The sequence below is a fragment of the Microbacterium xylanilyticum genome (genome assembly GCF_054654695.1).
This window is the reverse complement of record NZ_BAAIEN010000002.1, coordinates 1,579,034-1,595,957: the sequence shown is the minus strand read 5'-3', so window position 1 is coordinate 1,595,957 and position 16,924 is coordinate 1,579,034. Positions and strand designations below refer to the sequence as shown.

At 68.0% G+C, this 16,924-nt stretch carries 15 protein-coding genes, 1 tRNA gene and 1 pseudogene; 10 read left to right on the top strand and 7 right to left on the bottom strand.

All coding sequences use genetic code 11. The features are described 5' to 3' along the window. The first annotated feature begins 85 nt into the window (after window positions 1-85). From ACYQ1L_RS08080 to ACYQ1L_RS08065, 4 genes are all read left to right on the top strand, one after another. On the top strand, window positions 86-1,018 hold the full coding sequence (locus ACYQ1L_RS08080) for an ACP S-malonyltransferase (protein WP_460003692.1): 933 nt from the start codon (window positions 86-88) through the stop codon (window positions 1,016-1,018). Further along, entirely contained in the window at window positions 1,015-2,013 is a 999-nt protein-coding gene (locus tag ACYQ1L_RS08075) for a beta-ketoacyl-ACP synthase III (RefSeq protein ID WP_460003691.1), read from the top strand. The genes ACYQ1L_RS08080 and ACYQ1L_RS08075 overlap by 4 nt, the downstream gene beginning before the upstream one ends. 64 nt (window positions 2,014-2,077) lie before the next feature. After that, window positions 2,078-2,326 (top strand): acyl carrier protein, encoded by a 249-nt coding sequence (locus tag ACYQ1L_RS08070; RefSeq protein WP_045250084.1) that lies wholly within the window; start codon window positions 2,078-2,080, stop codon window positions 2,324-2,326. A gap of 88 nt (window positions 2,327-2,414) precedes the next feature. Beyond that, window positions 2,415-3,656: a beta-ketoacyl-[acyl-carrier-protein] synthase family protein gene (locus ACYQ1L_RS08065; RefSeq protein WP_460003690.1), complete on the top strand. Its 1,242-nt coding sequence runs from the start codon at window positions 2,415-2,417 to the stop codon at window positions 3,654-3,656. Between the two features lie 263 nt (window positions 3,657-3,919). Here the strand turns inward: ACYQ1L_RS08065 and ACYQ1L_RS08060 are convergent, their stop codons facing one another. Beyond that, window positions 3,920-4,423, bottom strand: a complete 504-nt coding sequence (locus tag ACYQ1L_RS08060) for a DUF3145 domain-containing protein (RefSeq protein ID WP_159576148.1) — start codon at window positions 4,421-4,423, stop codon at window positions 3,920-3,922. A gap of 203 nt (window positions 4,424-4,626) precedes the next feature. Beyond that, window positions 4,627-5,400 carry a hypothetical protein gene (locus tag ACYQ1L_RS08055; protein WP_159576149.1) on the bottom strand — a complete coding sequence of 258 codons (774 nt, stop codon included), beginning with the start codon at window positions 5,398-5,400 and terminating at the stop codon, window positions 4,627-4,629. 172 nt (window positions 5,401-5,572) lie between these two features. Between ACYQ1L_RS08055 and ACYQ1L_RS08050 the strand changes: the two genes are divergently transcribed. The 3 genes from ACYQ1L_RS08050 to ACYQ1L_RS08040 all read left to right on the top strand — a co-directional run bounded on the left by ACYQ1L_RS08050 (window position 5,573) and on the right by ACYQ1L_RS08040 (window position 9,155). Then, entirely contained in the window at window positions 5,573-7,573 is a 2,001-nt protein-coding gene (locus ACYQ1L_RS08050) for a DUF262 domain-containing protein (RefSeq protein WP_460003689.1), read from the top strand. Next, on the top strand, window positions 7,573-8,835 hold the full coding sequence (locus tag ACYQ1L_RS08045) for an alpha/beta fold hydrolase (RefSeq protein WP_460003688.1): 1,263 nt from the start codon (window positions 7,573-7,575) through the stop codon (window positions 8,833-8,835). Before ACYQ1L_RS08050 ends, ACYQ1L_RS08045 begins: the two co-directional genes overlap by 1 nt. A gap of 113 nt (window positions 8,836-8,948) precedes the next feature. Further along, complete coding sequence (locus tag ACYQ1L_RS08040; protein WP_460003687.1) at window positions 8,949-9,155, top strand: CsbD family protein; 207 nt, start codon at window positions 8,949-8,951, stop codon at window positions 9,153-9,155. 48 nt (window positions 9,156-9,203) lie between these two features. Here the strand turns inward: ACYQ1L_RS08040 and ACYQ1L_RS08035 are convergent. The 3 genes and pseudogenes from ACYQ1L_RS08035 to ACYQ1L_RS08025 all read right to left on the bottom strand — a co-directional run bounded on the left by ACYQ1L_RS08035 (window position 9,204) and on the right by ACYQ1L_RS08025 (window position 11,705). Beyond that, a tRNA-Ile gene (locus ACYQ1L_RS08035) sits at window positions 9,204-9,277 on the bottom strand. 159 nt (window positions 9,278-9,436) lie between these two features. Continuing rightward, a pseudogene (locus ACYQ1L_RS08030) lies at window positions 9,437-10,762 on the bottom strand (ISL3 family transposase). Window positions 10,763-11,393: 631 nt separating this feature from the next. After that, on the bottom strand, window positions 11,394-11,705 hold the full coding sequence (locus tag ACYQ1L_RS08025; protein WP_460003686.1) for a putative quinol monooxygenase: 312 nt from the start codon (window positions 11,703-11,705) through the stop codon (window positions 11,394-11,396). Between the two features lie 107 nt (window positions 11,706-11,812). On the opposite strand from ACYQ1L_RS08025, the gene ACYQ1L_RS08020 reads away from it, so the two are divergent. Together ACYQ1L_RS08020 and ACYQ1L_RS08015 are read left to right on the top strand one after the other, a co-directional pair. Then, complete coding sequence (locus tag ACYQ1L_RS08020; RefSeq protein ID WP_460003685.1) at window positions 11,813-12,754, top strand: GlxA family transcriptional regulator; 942 nt, start codon at window positions 11,813-11,815, stop codon at window positions 12,752-12,754. Window positions 12,755-13,349: 595 nt separating this feature from the next. Continuing rightward, entirely contained in the window at window positions 13,350-13,964 is a 615-nt protein-coding gene (locus tag ACYQ1L_RS08015) for an FAD/NAD(P)-binding protein (protein ID WP_460003684.1), read from the top strand. Between the two features lie 41 nt (window positions 13,965-14,005). On the opposite strand, the gene istB is transcribed toward ACYQ1L_RS08015, so the two are convergent. Continuing rightward, window positions 14,006-14,794, bottom strand: coding sequence for an IS21-like element helper ATPase IstB (gene istB, locus ACYQ1L_RS08010; RefSeq protein WP_460003683.1), 789 nt, complete (start codon window positions 14,792-14,794; stop codon window positions 14,006-14,008). Beyond that, a complete protein-coding gene (gene istA, locus ACYQ1L_RS08005; protein WP_460003682.1) occupies window positions 14,794-16,047 on the bottom strand; it encodes an IS21 family transposase in 1,254 nt (417 codons plus the stop codon). Before istA ends, istB begins: the two co-directional genes overlap by 1 nt. Window positions 16,048-16,214: 167 nt before the next feature. Here istA and ACYQ1L_RS08000 point away from each other — a divergent pair, with 167 nt between their 5' ends. After that, on the top strand, window positions 16,215-16,922 hold the full coding sequence (locus ACYQ1L_RS08000) for an FAD/NAD(P)-binding protein (protein WP_460003681.1): 708 nt from the start codon (window positions 16,215-16,217) through the stop codon (window positions 16,920-16,922). The last annotated feature ends 2 nt before the right edge of the window (window positions 16,923-16,924 follow it).

Sequence of the window (16,924 nt, the reverse complement as noted above, 5' to 3'; positions counted from 1 at the left end):
CGACTGTCGATCGAAGACAACCGATCTGCGATTTGTTGTGAGGGTTGAGCCACCGAAACCGGCGGATCGTTGGCAGACTGGGAACGTGATCGTCTTCGCATGCCCAGGACAGGGCTCCCAGACCCCCGGTTTCCTCTCCCCCTGGCTCGAGCTCGACGGCGTGGCCGATGATCTGGCGGCGTACTCCGACGCGGCCGAGGTCGACCTGATCCAGCACGGGACCGTCTCGGACGCCGACACCATCCGCGACACCCGCATCGCGCAGCCGCTCATCGTGGCCGCCTCGCTCATCGCTGAGAAGGCGCTGCGCGAGCGCGCCGGACGCGCACCCGACGGCATCGCCGGGCACTCCGTCGGAGAGTTCGCCGCCGTCGTGGGCGCCGGCGTCATCGACGCGGTCACCGCCATGCGCCTCGTCGGCATCCGCGGTCGAGCCATGGCCGACGCGGCGGCGAAGACCCCGACCGGCATGAGCGCCGTCCTCGGCGGCGACGAGGACGCGGTGCTCGCGCTGCTCTCCGACCTCGACCTCACGCCGGCCAACTACAACGGCGGCGGCCAGATCGTCGCCGCGGGTGCGCTGCCCGCGCTCGCGGCCCTCGCCGAGGCGCCGGTGCGCGGATCCCGCGTGATCCCGCTCCAGGTGGCCGGCGCGTTCCACACCGACTACATGTCCTCCGCCGTCGCGACCCTGCGCGAGGCCGTGGCGGACGTCGTCCCGGCGGATCCCGCCATCACCCTGTGGACCAACAAGGACGGATCCGTCCTCACCGACGGCGCCGCGGCGCTGGAGAACCTCGTCACGCAGGTCTCCTCCCCCGTGCGCTGGGACCTGTGCATGGCCTCGTTCGCCGACAACGGCATCACCGGCCTCATCGAGCTGACCCCCGCGGGAGCCCTCACCGGCCTCGCCAAGCGCGGTCTGCGGGGCGTCCCCGCCGTCGCCGTGAAGACCCCGGACGACCTCGACGCGGCTGTGGCGCAGCTGCTCGGCACGAACAACGGAGAAGCAGCATGACCACGCTCAAGCAGGCCACCGGCCCGGCATATACGCGCATCTACTCCGTCGGCGCGGCCCGCGGTGAGAACGCGGTGCCCAACGAGGACCTCATCGGGCCGATCGATTCGAGCGACGAGTGGATCCGCCAGCGCACGGGCATCGTCACGCGCGTCCGCGCGAACGCCGAGACCGACGCGATCGACCTCTCCACCGCGGCCGCGGCCGAGGCCATCGAGCGGTCCGGCGTGGCGCCGTCCGACATCGACCTCGTCATCGTCGCGACGATCAGCAACCCCAAGCAGACGCCCTCGGTGTCGGCGATCGTCGCCGACCGCGTGGGTGCGAACCCTGCGGCCGCCTACGACATCAACGCCGCCTGCGCCGGCTACGCCTACGCGGTCGCCCAGGCCGACGCGCTGATCCGCGCGGGCGCCGCGAAGTACGCCGTCGTGATCGGCGCCGAGAAGCTCTCGGACATCGTGGATCCGACCGACCGCAGCATCTCGTTCCTGCTCGGCGACGGCGCCGGCGCCGTCGTGATCGGCCCCAGCGACACCCCCGGCATCTCCGGCACCGTGTGGGGCTCGGACGGTTCGAAGGCCGACGCCGTCGGCATGAACCACACCCTCACCGAGTTCCGCGACGGCCAGGCACCCTGGCCCACGCTGCGCCAGGAGGGTCCGACCGTGTTCCGCTGGGCCGTGTGGGAGATGGCCAAGGTCGCCAAGCAGGCCCTCGAGCAGGCCGGCGTCGAGGCGTCCGACCTTGCCGCGTTCATCCCGCACCAGGCCAACATGCGCATCGTCGACGAGTTCGCCAAGCAGCTGAAGCTGCCCGAGACGACCGTGATCGCCCGCGACATCGAGACCACCGGCAACACGTCCGCCGCCTCCATCCCGCTCGCGACGCATCGTCTGCTGGAGGAGCACCCCGAGCTGAGCGGCGGCCTCGCCCTGCAGATCGGCTTCGGCGCCGGGCTCGTGTTCGGCGCGCAGGTCGTCGTCCTGCCCTGACCGCGCACTGCGGACTCCTAGACTGTTCCCCGGTTCCGAAACCACCCCATAGAAAGAGGAAATCATGGCTTTCAGCAACGACGAGGTCCTCGCCGGCCTGGCAGAGCTCATCACCGACGAGACCGGCATCGACGCCTCCGAGGTCGCTCTGGAGAAGTCCTTCACCGACGACCTGGACATCGACTCGATCTCGATGATGACCATCGTCGTCAACGCGGAGGAGAAGTTCGGCGTCACCATCCCCGACGACGAGGTCAAGAACCTCAAGACCGTCGGTGACGCCGTGAACTTCATCGTCGCCGGCCAGGAGTGACACCTGTGGATGCCACCCCCGGCCCGAGGGCACGGGGAGTGGCATCCTCCGCTCCTGAACTCCACCCGCTCCCTGAGAAGGATCACGCATGACCAAGCGCATCGTCGTCACCGGCATCGGTGCCACGTCCGCCCTCGGCGGCACCGCCCCGGAGAACTGGGCGAACCTGCTCGCCGGAGTCTCCGGCACGCACACCCTGACCCACGACTGGGTCGCCGAGCACCAGCTCCCGGTGACGTTCGCCGCCGAGGCGTCCGTCCGCCCTGAGGAGGTGCTGCCCCGGCACGAGGCCAAGCGTCTCGACCCTTCGGTGCAGTTCGCCATGATCGCCGCGCGTGAGGCCTGGGAGGATGCGGGAGCCCCAGAGGTCGCCCCGGAGCGGCTCGGCATCGACTGGGCCACCGGGATCGGGGGCCTCTGGACCCTGCTCGATGCCTGGGACACGCTGCGCGAGAAGGGCCCGCGCCGGGTGATGCCGCTGACGGTCCCGATGCTGATGCCGAATGCCGGCGCCGGCAACCTCTCGCTGCACTTCGGCGCAAAGGCCTACGCGCGCACCGTGGTGAGCGCGTGCGCCTCCAGCACCGAATCGATCGCGAACGCGTACGAGCACCTGCAGGATGGTCTCGCCGACGTCGTCATCGCGGGCGGCGCTGAGTCGGCGATCCACCCGATCACGATGGCCGCCTTCGCCTCCGCGCAGGCGCTGTCCCGCCGCAACGACGACCCCGAGCACGCCTCGCGCCCGGGCGCCATCGACCGCGACGGCTTCGTGATGGGCGAGGGCGGGGCGGCGCTCGTGCTCGAGACCCTCGAGCACGCACAGGCTCGGGGCGCCAAGATCTACGCCGAGCTCGTGGGCGGCGGCGTCTCGGCCGACGCGTACCACATCACCGCGAACGACCCGAGCGGCGCCGGCGCCACGCGCGCCGTCCAGGAGGCCCTGGCGCAGGCCGGCGCGACGCCCGACGAGGTCACCCACGTCAACGCGCACGCCACGTCCACTCCCGTCGGCGACCCGAACGAGTACGAGGCGCTCAAGAGCGTCTTCGGCGACCGGATCAACGACATCCCGGTCTCGGCGACCAAGGCGTCGACCGGGCATCTACTGGGCGGCACCGGAGCGCTCGAGGCCGTGTTCACGATCCTCGCGCTGCGCGATCGCGTCGCTCCGCCGACGATCAACATGACCGAGCCGGATCCGGCCGTGCCGTTCAAGCTGTCGGTCGAGCCGCAGCCGCTGGGCGACGGTCCGCAGCTCGCGATCAGCAACTCGTTCGGGTTCGGCGGCCACAACGCCGTCGTCGCGTTCCGCTCCTACGACGGCTGAGCCACGCAGAGAATCGCCCCGGTCGCTTCACGCTTCGAAGCGGCCGGGGCGTTTCTCATCCCTGTGCGGTTGTACTGTTCTGTTGTCTCTCCGGTGGTGGACCGGGGATACGCTTTCTCGGTTTCCGGGTCCCTGCTCTCCGACTCCCGATAATCGCGCCTCCTCCGGTCCTCGTCCCTTCGTGTGATCCGGTCCCTGAGCTTGTCGAAGGGCCCGGATCACACGAGTCCTTGTGCAGTCACCCCACCCGCCAGCGCAGCGGCCTATCCCACCTTGTGCAGCCACACCACGCGCGCGTCGTCGCTCGCGTGCCGGAACGGCTCCAGCTCCTCGTCCCAGGCGGTGCCGAGCGCCACATCCAGCTCGCGCTGCAGCTCGACCGGGCTGCCCGCGGCGATCTCCATCGCGTAGCGGATCCGGTCCTCGCCGACGACGATGTTCCCGGCCGCATCCGTCTGCGCGTAGTGCACGCCCAGATCGGGCGTGTGCAGCCAGCGTCCGCCGTCGCTGCGCGGCGTGGGATCCTCGGTCACCTCGAACCGCAGGTGCTCCCAGCCGCGGATGGCGGTCGCGAGCGCGGCGCCGGTGCCGACCGGGCCGTCCCAGTAGAACTCCGCCCGGCGGGCGCCTTCGAGGACGGGCTGCTCCGTCCACTCGAAGTTCACGGCGCGCCCGATAGCGCGTCCGACCGCCCATTCCAGGTGCGGGCAGAGCGCGCGCGGTGCGGAGTGGATGTACACCACTCCGCGTGCTTGTGCTGTCGCCATGGTCTTCTCCGTTTCATCAGGTGCGTCTTCCCCTACGACCTGATCCGCGAAGCACGGCGGGTATGCGGTTATGCGCCCATTCTCACCGATGCCTTCGGAAATCACAAGCATGTAACTCATTGCGAAACGGCAACGACCCCCGGCGTGTGACGCCGGGGGTCGTGATATCGCAACCGGTCAGGGCCGCGGGTGCCGCGGGAGGCTCAGGCCTCGCTCATCGCGATCTTCTCCTTCTGACCCTTGGCCGCGTAGTACGCGGCGCGGGCGGCGTCGCGACGCGCCTGCTCCTCGTAGCCCGCGTCCAGGATCGCCTGGTCGACCGGGTAGTTCTCCACGTCCTGGGTGCCGTGGTACTTCTCGATGTACGCGTCGAGCTCGGGGCCGGAGGTCCACGAGGTGATCAGGCAGTAGCGCGGCTCGGTGCCGTTGTGCGTGGCGGCGTGCCAGAGGCGCTGGGTGTCGACGATCAGCTGCGCGCCCGCCGGGAGGGCGATGCGGTACTCGACGCTCGGGTCGGTGCGGTTCTCGCGCAGGACGAAGTAGCTGTCCTTGTCGTCGGTGAGGTTGAAGAAGCCGCGCACGACCCAGCCGGTGCCGTCGGGGTTCAGGCGGTTGTTGTCATCCTGGTGCAGGTTGTAGAGGCACTCGCCGTAGGGCGTGGGCTGCAGCTCGATGACGCGGCAGCGTCCGACGTTCGCCCCGGGCTCCTGGGCGCGGCGGGTGAGGTTCGGCGCCTTGGCGACCTGCGACTCGATCCAGACGCCGTCCTTGTCCGTGCGCGGCGGGACGTGGTTCCAGAAGCCGTTGCACTCGATCTCGCCCTTGGCGCTGGCCAGCGGAGCGAACCGGGTGTCGCCGGAGGACTTCCAGTCGTTGTACTCGAGGTCGAGCCACTCCTTGGGGTCGAGCTCCTGGTTGTAGCTGTCGAGGACGACGAAGCCCTTGTCCTCGAGGGCGGCGGACTTGATGTATGCCATGAGCGAGTCATGTCCTTTCATAAGGGGCCAGCACGTTTTAACAGGCCCTTCTTAGGACAGCCTAACAGCGGGCCCTGGCCGGCCCCGGGGACCGGGCCGTGAATATCCGGGGCCGACCGGCCGCTGAATAGACTGGGGGAGCAGACCGCACACGAGGAGAAGCGCAGCGAGCATGAGCACGGCCACGAACGTCGAAGCAACCGCAGTCTCAACGATCGAGTGGCTCTCCTCCCCCGCGACCACGATCGTCGTGCCCGTCTATCAGCGCCAGTACCGCTGGGACATCGGCGGCTGCGAGAAACTGCTCTCCGACATCCGGGCGGTCGCCGATGAGGACGACGCGCACCGGCACTTCCTCGGGTCCATCCTCTCCGCGGAGGACCGCGCCCATCCCGACGCCGATCTCATCCTCATCGACGGCCAGCAGCGCATCACCACGCTCATGCTGCTCATCGCCGCGCTGCACCACTCCGTGCGCGACACGGATCCGGCTCTGGCCGCGGGGCTCGAGCAGGTGCTCGTCCGCCCCGGCGACCCAGCCCGCACCAAGCTCCGCCCGCACGACGCCTGGGCCGGCCTGTTCGAGTCGGTCGTCCTGGACCGCCGCAGCCCGGACCAGCCGGAGTCGCGCTTCGACGACAACTACGCGTTCTTCCGCTCGCAGGTGCACGCCGATGAGGCGCCTCGGATCTGGCGCGGGCTGCAGAAGCTGGAGCACGTGTCGATCACGCTCGGCGCCGCCGCCAGCGCGCAGCAGATCTTCGAGAGCCTGAACTCCACCGGCGAGCCGCTGCGCGATCACGAGCTGATCCACAACTACGTGCTGATGGGCCTCTCGCACTCCGAGCAGCAGCAGGTCGAGGACGAGTTCTGGCTGCCGATCGAGCGCAGCACGGGCGAGGCGATCGGCTCGTTCTGGCGGCATTACCTGATCATGACCACCGGACGCGAGGTCGCCGTCGACGGCGAGCACGGCGTGTACAGCGCGTTCCGCCACGAGTTCCCCCGCCCGGAGCTCCAGGCGCTGCGCGCGCAGGCGCTGGTCTGGCGGGAGTATGCGGAGATCTACGGCGTGCTGCAGGATCCTGCGCAGGAGGCGGATCCGGAGATCCGCCGGCAGCTGGCGTACGTCAACACGTTCGGCCGTTCGACGTACCCGCTCGTGATGAGCGTGTACCGCGACCACCAGCGCGGCGCGATCAGCAAGGACGAGCTGATCCGCACGCTGGAGCGGATCCAGTCCCTCCTGCTGCGACGCGCCGTCGTCGGCGTCCCGACCGATCGCCTCATCGCGCGGCTGTGCCGGGCCAGGGCGGAGGGGCCGGAGCAGCTGCTCAAGGCGTTCGCCCGCATCACGCCCTCGGACGAGCGGATCCGCGTGGCGCTGAAGTTCGCCGACCTGCCGCATGCGCTCTACGTGCTCGGACGCATCCAGGGCGCGAAGGATCCGGAGGGCTACGACGTCGAGTACGTGGTGCCGCCGGCGCCGCACAACAACTGGTCCGGCGACGGGATCCGGCTGTGGAGCGAGTACACCGAGGACGAGCAGAACAGCCACCGCGCCCTCGCGTCCACGCTGGGGAACCTCACCCTGATCGAGGAGTCGCTCGCGGAACGCGTCTTCGGCGACTCCTTCCCGAGCAAGCGCGACGCCTACCGGCGAAGCCGGATCGCAGGCACCGCAGCGCTCGCCGAGCTCGATGCCTGGGGCACCGCGGCGATCTCCCAGCGCACGGCGGCGCTCACCGATGACTTCCTGCGCATCTGGCCGCGGCCCGCCGTCACCGACATCGACGACGACGGCCTGACCCCGATCCTCGACGCCGTGCGCCGCCGCGGCTGGCCGGCGGGCTGGGAGCGCGAGTTCGAGTACGTGGAGTATCGCGGGGAGCGCTGGGACGTGCCCGACGTGAAGTATCTGTTCAACCGCGTCTTCCGCCGCGGCTGGGCGGACACCCGCGAGGCCCTCGAGGCGTTCAACGCGCGCAACGGCGGTCCGATCTACGACGAGAAGGCCTGGAACGGCCCCTGGGACCAGCTCGATGACAGCCACTTCCTCTACATGGGCTGGGACTCGAAGTACATGATGAGCGCCGTCCAGGGGCTCCTCGAGGAGTCGGGCCTGGCCGAAGAGGTGTTCGTGAAGTACTCCTACATCGGGAATGTGATGTGATGACGATCTCCGCCGCCCCCGTCCTGCGCCGCCGGATGATGGACCTGACCCTCGAGGAGCACACGCTCACCGTGCCGCTGGTGTGGTCGGATCCGGCCGACGGCCGAACCATCGACGTCTTCGCCTCCGTGGTGAGCCGCGAGGGCGGCGAGGATCTGCCGTACCTCGTGTTCCTGCAGGGCGGCCCCGGATCCGAGGCGCCGCGGGCGCTGCATGCGCCGGGCGCGCCCTCCTGGCTGGACCAGGCGCTGGCGCATCACCGGGTGGTCCTGATCGACCAGCGCGGCACCGGACGCTCCACGCCCGTCGGCGACGGGATCCTGTCGCGTGGCGCGGACGCCGTCGCGGATCACCTCACCCACCTGCGGGCCGACGCGATCGTCCGCGACTGCGAGGCGATGCGCGAGCACCTGGGAGCCGAGCGCTGGAACGTGCTCGGGCAGTCGTTCGGCGGATTCACGACCCTGGCCTACCTCTCCACGGACGCAGCCTCGATCGATCGCGCCTATCTCACGGGCGGGCTCAGCACCGTCACGCGCACACCCGACGAGGTGTACGCGCTCTGCTACGACAAGATGCGCGACGCCTCTGAGCGCTACTACCGGCGGTTCCCCGAGCATCGCGACCGCATGCGCCGCCTCGTGGATCTCGCCGCGGCCGGCGACATCGTGCTGCCCAGCGGCGAGGTCGTCTCGCCGTCCCGACTGCGCTCGGTGGGCTCGGCCCTCGGCACGAACGACGGCTGGCAGACCCTGTGGCAACTGCTCGAGCTGGATCCCGACACGAACGCGTTCCGCTACGACCTGGCGGCGGCGATGCCGTTCGGCGGACGCAACCCGCTGTACTTCGTGTTCCACGAGTCCAGCTACGCGAACGGCCACGTCACGGCGTGGTCGGCCGAGCGCGTCGAGCCGGCGGACTTCGCCGAGGACGTGACGCTGTTCACGGGCGAGCACATCCGGCGGGAGTGGACCGAGACCGTCCCCGCGTTCCGGCCGTGGCGCGACGTCGCCCTGTCGCTCGCGGAGCACGCGTGGCCGACGATCTACGACCCCGCCGCCCTCGCCGCCTCCGATGCGCGTGGGGCCGCCTCCGTCTACGTCGACGATCCCTACGTGCCGCTGGAGTACTCCCTGGAGACGGCCGCGCTGCTGCCCGGCATCCGGCTCTGGGTGACGAGCGAGCACCAGCACAACGGTCTGCGCGCCGGCCGTGTGCTGGAGCACCTCGTCGACCTCGCGCACAACCGCCGCATGCGCTGACGCCGCTCGTCGTCCAGGCGATAGCGAGTCGTCCGCGCCGCGTCAACCCCGTCGCGCCGAGCATCCGGAGTTGCGATCGTGGTCTCCACGACCGACAGGAGAGGAGCACGCCCATGAGCGCTGCCGATCACGTGAAGAACACCGGCGAGAAGATCGCGGGCAAGGCCAAGGAGGCCGCCGGCAAGGTCACCGACAACGAGAAGCTCGAGAACGAGGGACGCCTGGATCAGACGAAGGCCGACCTCAAGGAGAGCGGCGAGCACCTCAAGGAGGGGCTCGAGAACGCCGGGGACCGCGCCAAGGACGCGCTGGACGACTGAGGTCCGCGAGACTCCCCGCCCCATCGGGTGCGCCGCACGCGGATCCGGTGGGGCGGGCGGGACTTGAACCCGCGATCGTTGGGTTATGAGCCCACTGCCTTCACCAGCTTGGCCACCGCCCCGGACCTTCGAGACTACCGGGTTCCGCGAATCGGCCGCGCACTTCGTCAGCCCGCCCAGAATGACGGCCACGGCCGTTCAGCGATTTGTCTGCCAAGGCCCGGCGCACGCTGGCGCATCGTGAGGTTGACCCGGGTTGACTGCGCACCCCGTAATATGGCTCATCCCAATCGGGGGTGTAGGAGTTGGGGTCTGAAGCCGCCGGTCTCGAGCAGGCTTCGGGCGATGTAGTTGGTCAGGTTGCGGAACCCGAGTGCGGAGCCGCGCAGGTGTTCGACCCGTCCGTTGAGCGCCTCGGTCGGCCCGTTGCTGGTGCCGGGTCGTTCGAAGTAGGCGAGCAGGTCAGCGGCTCGCTTCTTCAGGGTCCGGCCCAGGGTAGTGCGCTCGGTGAGCACCTTGGGGACGCCGGCGCTGAGGTCGGTGATCAGCTTCTCCATGAGCTCGCGCCCACGTTGCCGGTCCTCGTGGCGATAGGCGGCGATCATGCGCTGGTAGACACCCCAGGTCGCCTCGACCTCGACGTGAGCGTCATCAACGAACAGCGTGCGTAGCCTGTCGCTCTGCTTGTCGGTGAGCAGGTCCGCGCCGGTGTGCAGCGTGCGCCGCGACTTGTAGAGCGGGTCGTCCCTGAACCCACGGTGCCCGTGGATCGCGAGTTGGACCCGGCGCCGGCACCTGTCGAGGGCGTCACCGGCCAGGCGCACGACGTGGAAGGGATCCATCACCGTGACCGCGTCCGAGATCTCCTCTGCAGCGGCGGTCTTGAACCCGGTGAAGCCGTCCATCGCGACCACCTCGACCCCGTCACGGAAGGCGTCGTCGCGGTCGGCGAGTCAAGTCTTGAACGCCGCCTTCGACCCGCCCTCGACCATGTCCAGCAGCCTTGCTGGGCCGGCGCCATCGCGGACCGGGGTGAGGTCGATGATCACGGTGACGTACTTGTCGCCACGCCTGGTGTGGCGCCAGACGTGCTCATCGACGCCAATGACCTTCACGCCCTCAAACCGCGTGGGGTCGTTGATCAGCAGCCGCTTGCCTTCAGCCAGGACCGCGTTGTTGGCGGTGTCCCACGCGACCCCAAGTCCCTCGGCGACACGGGCGACGGTGAGGTGTGCGACCACGATCCCTTCCAGCGCCCACCGCAGCCCGGTGCGCGAGAGCTTCGCGCGTGGCTCCGCCGCGGCGCTGGTGTCTTGACGCCACACGTGTCCGCAGTCGGCACAGCGGTAGCGGCGCACTACAACTTCCAGCACGGTCGGTCGCCAGCCCAGCGGCTCGTGGGCCAACCGTCGGATCACGGTGTCACGAGCAGCGCCTTCGCTGCCGCACCGTCGGCACCACTGATCTGGTTCCACCACGCGGCACGCGAGGACCGCACGATCCGGTTCAAGTCGTTGTCCGGTCACGCTCAGACCGAGGCCGTCGAGTCGAGCGAAGGCGGTCAGGTCAGGGCGGCCGAAGCCGGCCGGCGGGATAGCGTCGGACACGTCGAGGTCTTTCGGATGGATGGCGTAGGAACCTCCATCGTCGGGAGATCTCGACGTCTATCTGCGGACCGACGCGCCCGGCCGACCTACACCGTCATCTGAGAAGACCCCTGAAACGTCTTCGACGACGACGGGACCGGCGAGGAGGAGGGTGCGGTGAGCTAAAGGAATCGAGCTTGCTCGGCTTCGACGCCGCCGCAAGCTCCGGTGAAACGGTCGGTACTGGTCGGTCGTCGTCGGTCACCACAGGATGGCGGCTTCCCCCACGCTCGGCGTTTGCGCAGGTCAGCGGCTCGTTCGCCCAGTGGGCGCATCAAGCGATAGACGCAAAGCCGACGTGATTAGGTCGTCGGTTCGATTCCGACAGGCGGCTCCGGCGAACAGCCCTGACCTGCGGAAATGCAGGTCAGGGGCTGTTCGGTTCTGGTGGTCGCGCGATGCGCTGGCCTCACGGCTCTGCCCGACACCGACGTCGCTCTCCTCTGCGACGGACCCCCCGCCGGCTGAGCGCTCGCGGCCGGCATCCTGTCCGTGTGCCGATAGGCCTCGCACCGCTCGGCAACGCAGCATGGCGTTGCGTCGCGACCTGGCGACGGCTCGGCGGGGCGCGATCGTCTCGTGCGTTGGCGGACTACGGGAGCTTGGACGCGAGGACGTCGGCCGCCAGGATCTCGGGTGCTGCGCCGAGGAGGTGCTGGTTGGCCATCAGGGCTGCGACGATGGCGCCGTTGGCGTGGGCGTCGCGAGCGGCCTCGTCGGGGAATGCATCGAAGATCCAGAAGGTGTCGGCGTCGGTCCTGACCGCGAACCAGACAATCGTTCCTACTTCTTCGTTGGCGAGTGCGACAGCGCCGGCGAGCAGATCGGCGACCGCGTCGTGCTGTCCATCGGCCGCGACGATCTTGGCGACGAAGGCATACGGAAGTGATGCGGGTGTGGACATGAGGGACTCTCCTTGAAATCGGCGTTCTTCGTGGGACGAGTTCAGCGTATGACGAGCGAGGACCGGTGGGCAGTGGCGTATACGGCAGTATTGCTATTGTTTACGTCATGCGTATCGGACTGATCGCGATCGACGGCTGCTTCGGTTCGGCTATCGCGTCGATCATCGACATCGTGCGGGTGGCCGACGGAGCCCGCGGCGATGTCGACCCGCGGATCGACCCGATCGAACTCGCCATCCTCGGACCGAAACGGCGAGTGACCACGACGGCATCGATGACCCTGTCGGTGGACCACCCGCTGTCGGAGTCCGGAGAGTTCGACGTGGTCGTCGTCCCTGCGCTTGGAACCCTTACGGCCGCCGCTACCAACGACGCCCTCCAGAGCCGAGATGCTCGTTCGGTCATCGCCTCGCTCGGGCGCCTCGACGAGGCGACCACCCGGATCGCCGCGGCGTGCACCGGCGTGTTCGCTGTCGCCGAGACCGGACGGATGCATCATCGGCGGGCGACGACCAGCTGGTTCCTGGGGCCGGAGTTCCTGAAGCGCTATCCGACCGTCGCCCTCGATCTCGACACCATGGTCGTGGCCGACGGGAACCTCGTCACCGCCGGCGCCGCGTTCGCCCACATCGACCTCGCGCTCTCACTCGTGCGATCGATCAGCCCCGACCTCGCCCAACATGTCGCCAAGCTCCTCATCATCGACGAGCGCCCGTCGCAGGCGGCCTTCGTCGCCTACGAACATCTCCGGCACGAGGACCCGATCGTCGTCGAGTTCGAACGCTTCGTGCGCGCGCGCCTGGACGAACCGTTCAACGTCGCCTTCGTCGCGCAGTCGCTCGGCACCAGCCGGCGCACCCTCGAACGACGAGTCCGTGCGGCGCTCAACCTCACTCCGCTCGGCTTCGTCCAACGGCTTCGCATCGAACGAGCTCGCCACCTCTCAGCAACCACGGACCTCACCTCCGCCGAGATCGCGCTACGGGTCGGCTTCGCGAACGCCGAGACTCTGCGCTCCCTCCTGCGCAGGGAGCGACGCCGTTCCTGACCTATCGCCATGCCTGTAGCCGGTGTGCCAGTGCTCGACTGGAACCACCTCTCAGCACGTCCCGTCGACGCTTCTGCGTCGCCCCTGGACGACCCACTCGACACGCCCGCCGCACAGGCCATGTGACGTGTCCCGGCTTCCCGGACGGTCGGGGTTGGGTGGCTGTGATGTCGCTGCGTTCTCGTCGAGAGGATCAGCAGACCCGATCAGGGTCGATTGGGATGAGACGCGAAGGCGGTCAGGTCAGGGCGGCCGAAGCCGGCCGGCGGGGTAGCGTCGGTCACGTCGAGGTCTTTCGGATGGATGGCGTAGGAACCTCCATCGTCGGGAGATCTCGACGTCTATCTGCGGACCGACGTGCCCGGCAAACCTACACCCTCATCTGGGAAGAGCCCGTAATATCGACCTGACCGACACCGTCTCTTCCCGTCGAGGCAATGCCGGATTGACGAACACTCACCGTTCGGCTGTCCCCTATTTGGTGGACGGCCCAGTAGGCGCGAACGTAACACACGGACTCGCCCCCCTAGGCTCTCCTTGGTCTTATTGGATGCAGTCCATCAATAGATTCGGAGAGTGACCGGGGTTGGCGCGGGTGAAGAAGATCGCTGTCGTAGGTATGGGAGCCGCAGGTGTCTCGGTCTCGAGCGCGATAACCGATGAGTTCGGTGCGAAATGCGATCTGACCGTCTTCGATCCGCACCTTCGAAGCATTCGGAATGCGGCCCGAGGAACCCCGTATCGAATGGACGCCGCGCATCCGCTCCTGAATGCGCCTGCAAGGATGATGTCCGTGCGGCTGGGCGAACCGGACCATTTCAAGCGCTGGCACGAGACTCGTCACGGCGAACACGGCGCGCGGGACACCTACGTGACACGCCCCATGTTCGGAACATACCTCGCGGACGTCTTCAGAGACCTCCGCCATCGCTGGGCTGAGGAATCCGGCCTCCTGCATTGCGTTCCTGAAGAAGTGGTCGGTATCCGCGAAGACGCAATGGGCACCTACACCGTCTCGACTCCCGATGCAGACTTTCGCCGGTTCGATCACATCGTGCTCTGTCTCGGATGGGGCGGATCGGGGCCGAAGCCCAGCGCATACCCGCTGGAGGAGACGATCGATCGAGCTCTCGCCACGAGTTCGGTCGGAGTTGTCGGAACCGGGTTGACCGCTATCGATGTCGTACTGTCAACGACGGCTGAAAACTGACCCCTTTTCGTCGGCGAAAGTTGACCCCCTGGGTCGTGTTTCTAGTGTTCCGCTGCCGTGGTGGCGGGCGGGGTCTTGAGGAGCTCGCGGCGGGCTCGGGTGCGGTAGGAGTCGCCGGCGAGGGTGAGGACCTCGGCGTGGTGGACGAGGCGGTCGATCATCGCGGACGCGACGATGTCGTCGCTGAAGATTTCGCCCCAACGGCCGAAGGGCATGTTGCTGGTGACGAGGATCGAGCCCTGTTCGTAGCGGGACGCGACGAGCTGGAAGAACAGGTTCGCCGCGTCGGCGTCGAAGGGCAGGTAGCCGACCTCGTCGATGATCAGCAGCCGGTAGCGGCGCAGTCGTTTCAGCTCCTGCTCGAGCCGCCCGCTCTGGTGCGCGGTCTGCAGGCGTGACACCCAGCCGGTGGCGGTGTCGAACAGCACCGGGTAGCCGGCGTGGGCGGCCTTGTGCCCCAGCGCGATCGCGAGGTGGGTCTTGCCGACCCCGGGAGGACCGAGGAGGATCACGTTCTCCGCTTTCGGGATCCAGGTCGTCGTCGCCAGGTGCGCGAGGACGTCGCGGCGCAGCGAGGGCTGGTGGTCGGCGTTGAAGTCCTCGAGGGTCTTCACTGCAGGGAAGTGCGCCCCGCCGATCCGCAACGCGGTGCCGTTGGCCTCTCGGTCGGCGACCTGGCGTTGCAGCACCGCGGTCAGATACTCCTCATGCGACCACCCCTCCGCCCGGGCGGTGGTCGCGAGCTGTTCCCAGACCCGCCCGATGGTCGGGGCCTTCAACGCGCGAGAGAGGTAGCCGAGCGTTGCGGCCGTGTCCGTCGCGGCGCCCATCAGAACACCTCCCCGGTGGCCGGGTCGAAACGGACCCCGAACAGGTCGTCGTAGTCGGACGTGTCGCGGAACATCACTCGCTCCCCAGGGCGGGCGAGGGTCTGCTGACGCTCGCGGTCTCGCTTCGCCGCGGAGAACGTCGCCCGCAGCCCTCTCGCGGTCTCGACATGGACGGGATCGGTGACGACAGCATGGTTCGCCCAGCAGCGCTCATGATCGGCGACGACCTGCCCCTCGCAGATCACGATCACCCGGGTCAGCGTCGCGGTGACATCGAGCAGCCGGCCGATCACCCGCGGATCAACGGAGTAGTCGTTCCCGTCGAGACGGACGTAATAGTCCCGTCCGAGCCTCACCCTCGTCTGCAGCCCCGTCGCCGGCGGGTGCGGGGGAAGGAGCGTCATCGCGGCGAGGTCCCGGTCCAGAACATCGACGGGACGTCCACCGAGGGAACGGACCGTGCGGGAGTTCGCGCGCGGCAACCAGTCCGCCAACTGCGCGTTGAAGTCCACCGGCGACGCGAACTGCCTGCCGGGCAGGAACGACGTCTCGAAGTAGCCGTTGTTCCGCTCGGTCATGCCCTTGAACTCCGGATCCCGAGGCGGCGCCAACACCACCCTCGTCGCGAGCGTCCCCGCGAACGCAGCCGCCGCCTGCGTGACCACGCCCTTCCCGCCGATCGCGGACTCCCGATCCCAGACCAGCGTCTTAGACACCGCCCCGACCTGCGCGATCAGCTGCCACATGCCCGCCAGCAGATCCCCCGCCTGACGCGAGGGAAGCATCACCGCCGACAGGAACTTCGAGAACGTCAGCGTCATCACCAGCACCGGCAGCATGCCCGCCTGCCCGAACCCGACCGGGATCCGCGGCTCCGGGAACCACAAATCCATCTGCGCGGCCTGCCCCGGCTCGTGAACGATCCGGTCCGCCGGATCGACACCCGCGTACTCGGGCCGGATCTGCCGGATCCGGTCCTTCAGGATCGTCAGCGAGTGCTCCCACCCGATCCGCTCCGCGATCACCGTCGCCGGCATCTTCGCATCCACAGCCAGCAGCTTGCGCACCTCGGGCTCGGCAGCGTCAACCAACGACTGCTTACCCGCCCGCTGATACTTCGGCGGCACATCCGACGCGAGCGCCGCCCGCACCGTGTTCCGTGCCACCCCGAGATGCCTCACGATCGCCTTGATCGGCATGCCCTCGGCCCTATGTAACCGGCGGATCTCCGCCCAATCTTCCAAACTGATCACCCTCCAAGAGTGGTCGGAGGGGGTCAAAATTCCCCGACGTCTGAGGGTCAGTATTCACGCGTCGTCGACACGTACGCGCTCTCATCTTGCACGGATACACGGGCCGAGTACAGTTGGCGTCGCGGCGGGGGGTGCTTCCCGCGATTCGCAGTTCTCACGCCGACGTAGTGCCGCGCGAATTCACCCGATCGAGAATCAGTTGTCTTGACCACCTCACTCTTCGTGAAGCGCTCCAGCTCATTGAGGTCGAGGCGGACGAACATCAGATCGATCTCTCCATTCCCCGTTCGTATATGGCTGGGAAACTCGACCAGCTGCGCTATCTGGCGAGTTCAGCCCGCGATGGCTGGGGCGCTCTGGCAACCGCATTGTCCGATGAAGTCCTCTGCGACGCTTGGGGTCTCTTCAGCACAGCGGACCGACGCATCGTGCATCGCTATCTGCATCCATATCTTCAGGCATGGTGCAACCCGATGCCGCCAGCAACCGGAGCCTTGGTCCATGCGGCTCTTTCCGACGGCCAATTGACAATCGATCGGGGCCTGAGGGAATGGACTGACCACGCGCTCAAGCTTGACGACGGACGCAAGCTGATCGCGGATCTCGTAATCGACACTTCTCGAGGGGCAAGCGAAAGAGTGGCCCGGATGGACTCACCTCTCATACAAGACCTACTTTCCTCGGGCATCGCGATCAGTGACCCTTTCGGGGGAGTCCGCGTCGAAAGGGGCTCCTGGCGCCTCTTGTCTCGCTCTGGGGACAGGCACAACATCTACGCGGTGGGAAGCTTGGCGCAGGGTGCGAGGTACTACGTCAACGCATTGGACAGCATCGTACGAAGTGTCGGAGACGTCATGGAGGCGATTGCCCCATGAGA

Coding starts and splice junctions, on each gene's coding strand:
- ACYQ1L_RS08075 (WP_460003691.1), top strand. CDS start 1,015: ATGACCACGCTCAAGCAGGCCACCGGCCCGGCATATACGCGCATCTAC.
- ACYQ1L_RS08070 (WP_045250084.1), top strand. CDS start 2,078: ATGGCTTTCAGCAACGACGAGGTCCTCGCCGGCCTGGCAGAGCTCATC.
- ACYQ1L_RS08065 (WP_460003690.1), top strand. CDS start 2,415: ATGACCAAGCGCATCGTCGTCACCGGCATCGGTGCCACGTCCGCCCTC.
- ACYQ1L_RS08060 (WP_159576148.1), bottom strand. CDS start 4,423: ATGGCGACAGCACAAGCACGCGGAGTGGTGTACATCCACTCCGCACCG.
- ACYQ1L_RS08055 (WP_159576149.1), bottom strand. CDS start 5,400: ATGGCATACATCAAGTCCGCCGCCCTCGAGGACAAGGGCTTCGTCGTC.
- ACYQ1L_RS08050 (WP_460003689.1), top strand. CDS start 5,573: ATGAGCACGGCCACGAACGTCGAAGCAACCGCAGTCTCAACGATCGAG.
- ACYQ1L_RS08045 (WP_460003688.1), top strand. CDS start 7,573: ATGACGATCTCCGCCGCCCCCGTCCTGCGCCGCCGGATGATGGACCTG.
- ACYQ1L_RS08040 (WP_460003687.1), top strand. CDS start 8,949: ATGAGCGCTGCCGATCACGTGAAGAACACCGGCGAGAAGATCGCGGGC.
- ACYQ1L_RS08025 (WP_460003686.1), bottom strand. CDS start 11,705: ATGTCCACACCCGCATCACTTCCGTATGCCTTCGTCGCCAAGATCGTC.
- ACYQ1L_RS08020 (WP_460003685.1), top strand. CDS start 11,813: ATGCGTATCGGACTGATCGCGATCGACGGCTGCTTCGGTTCGGCTATC.
- istB (WP_460003683.1), bottom strand. CDS start 14,794: ATGGGCGCCGCGACGGACACGGCCGCAACGCTCGGCTACCTCTCTCGC.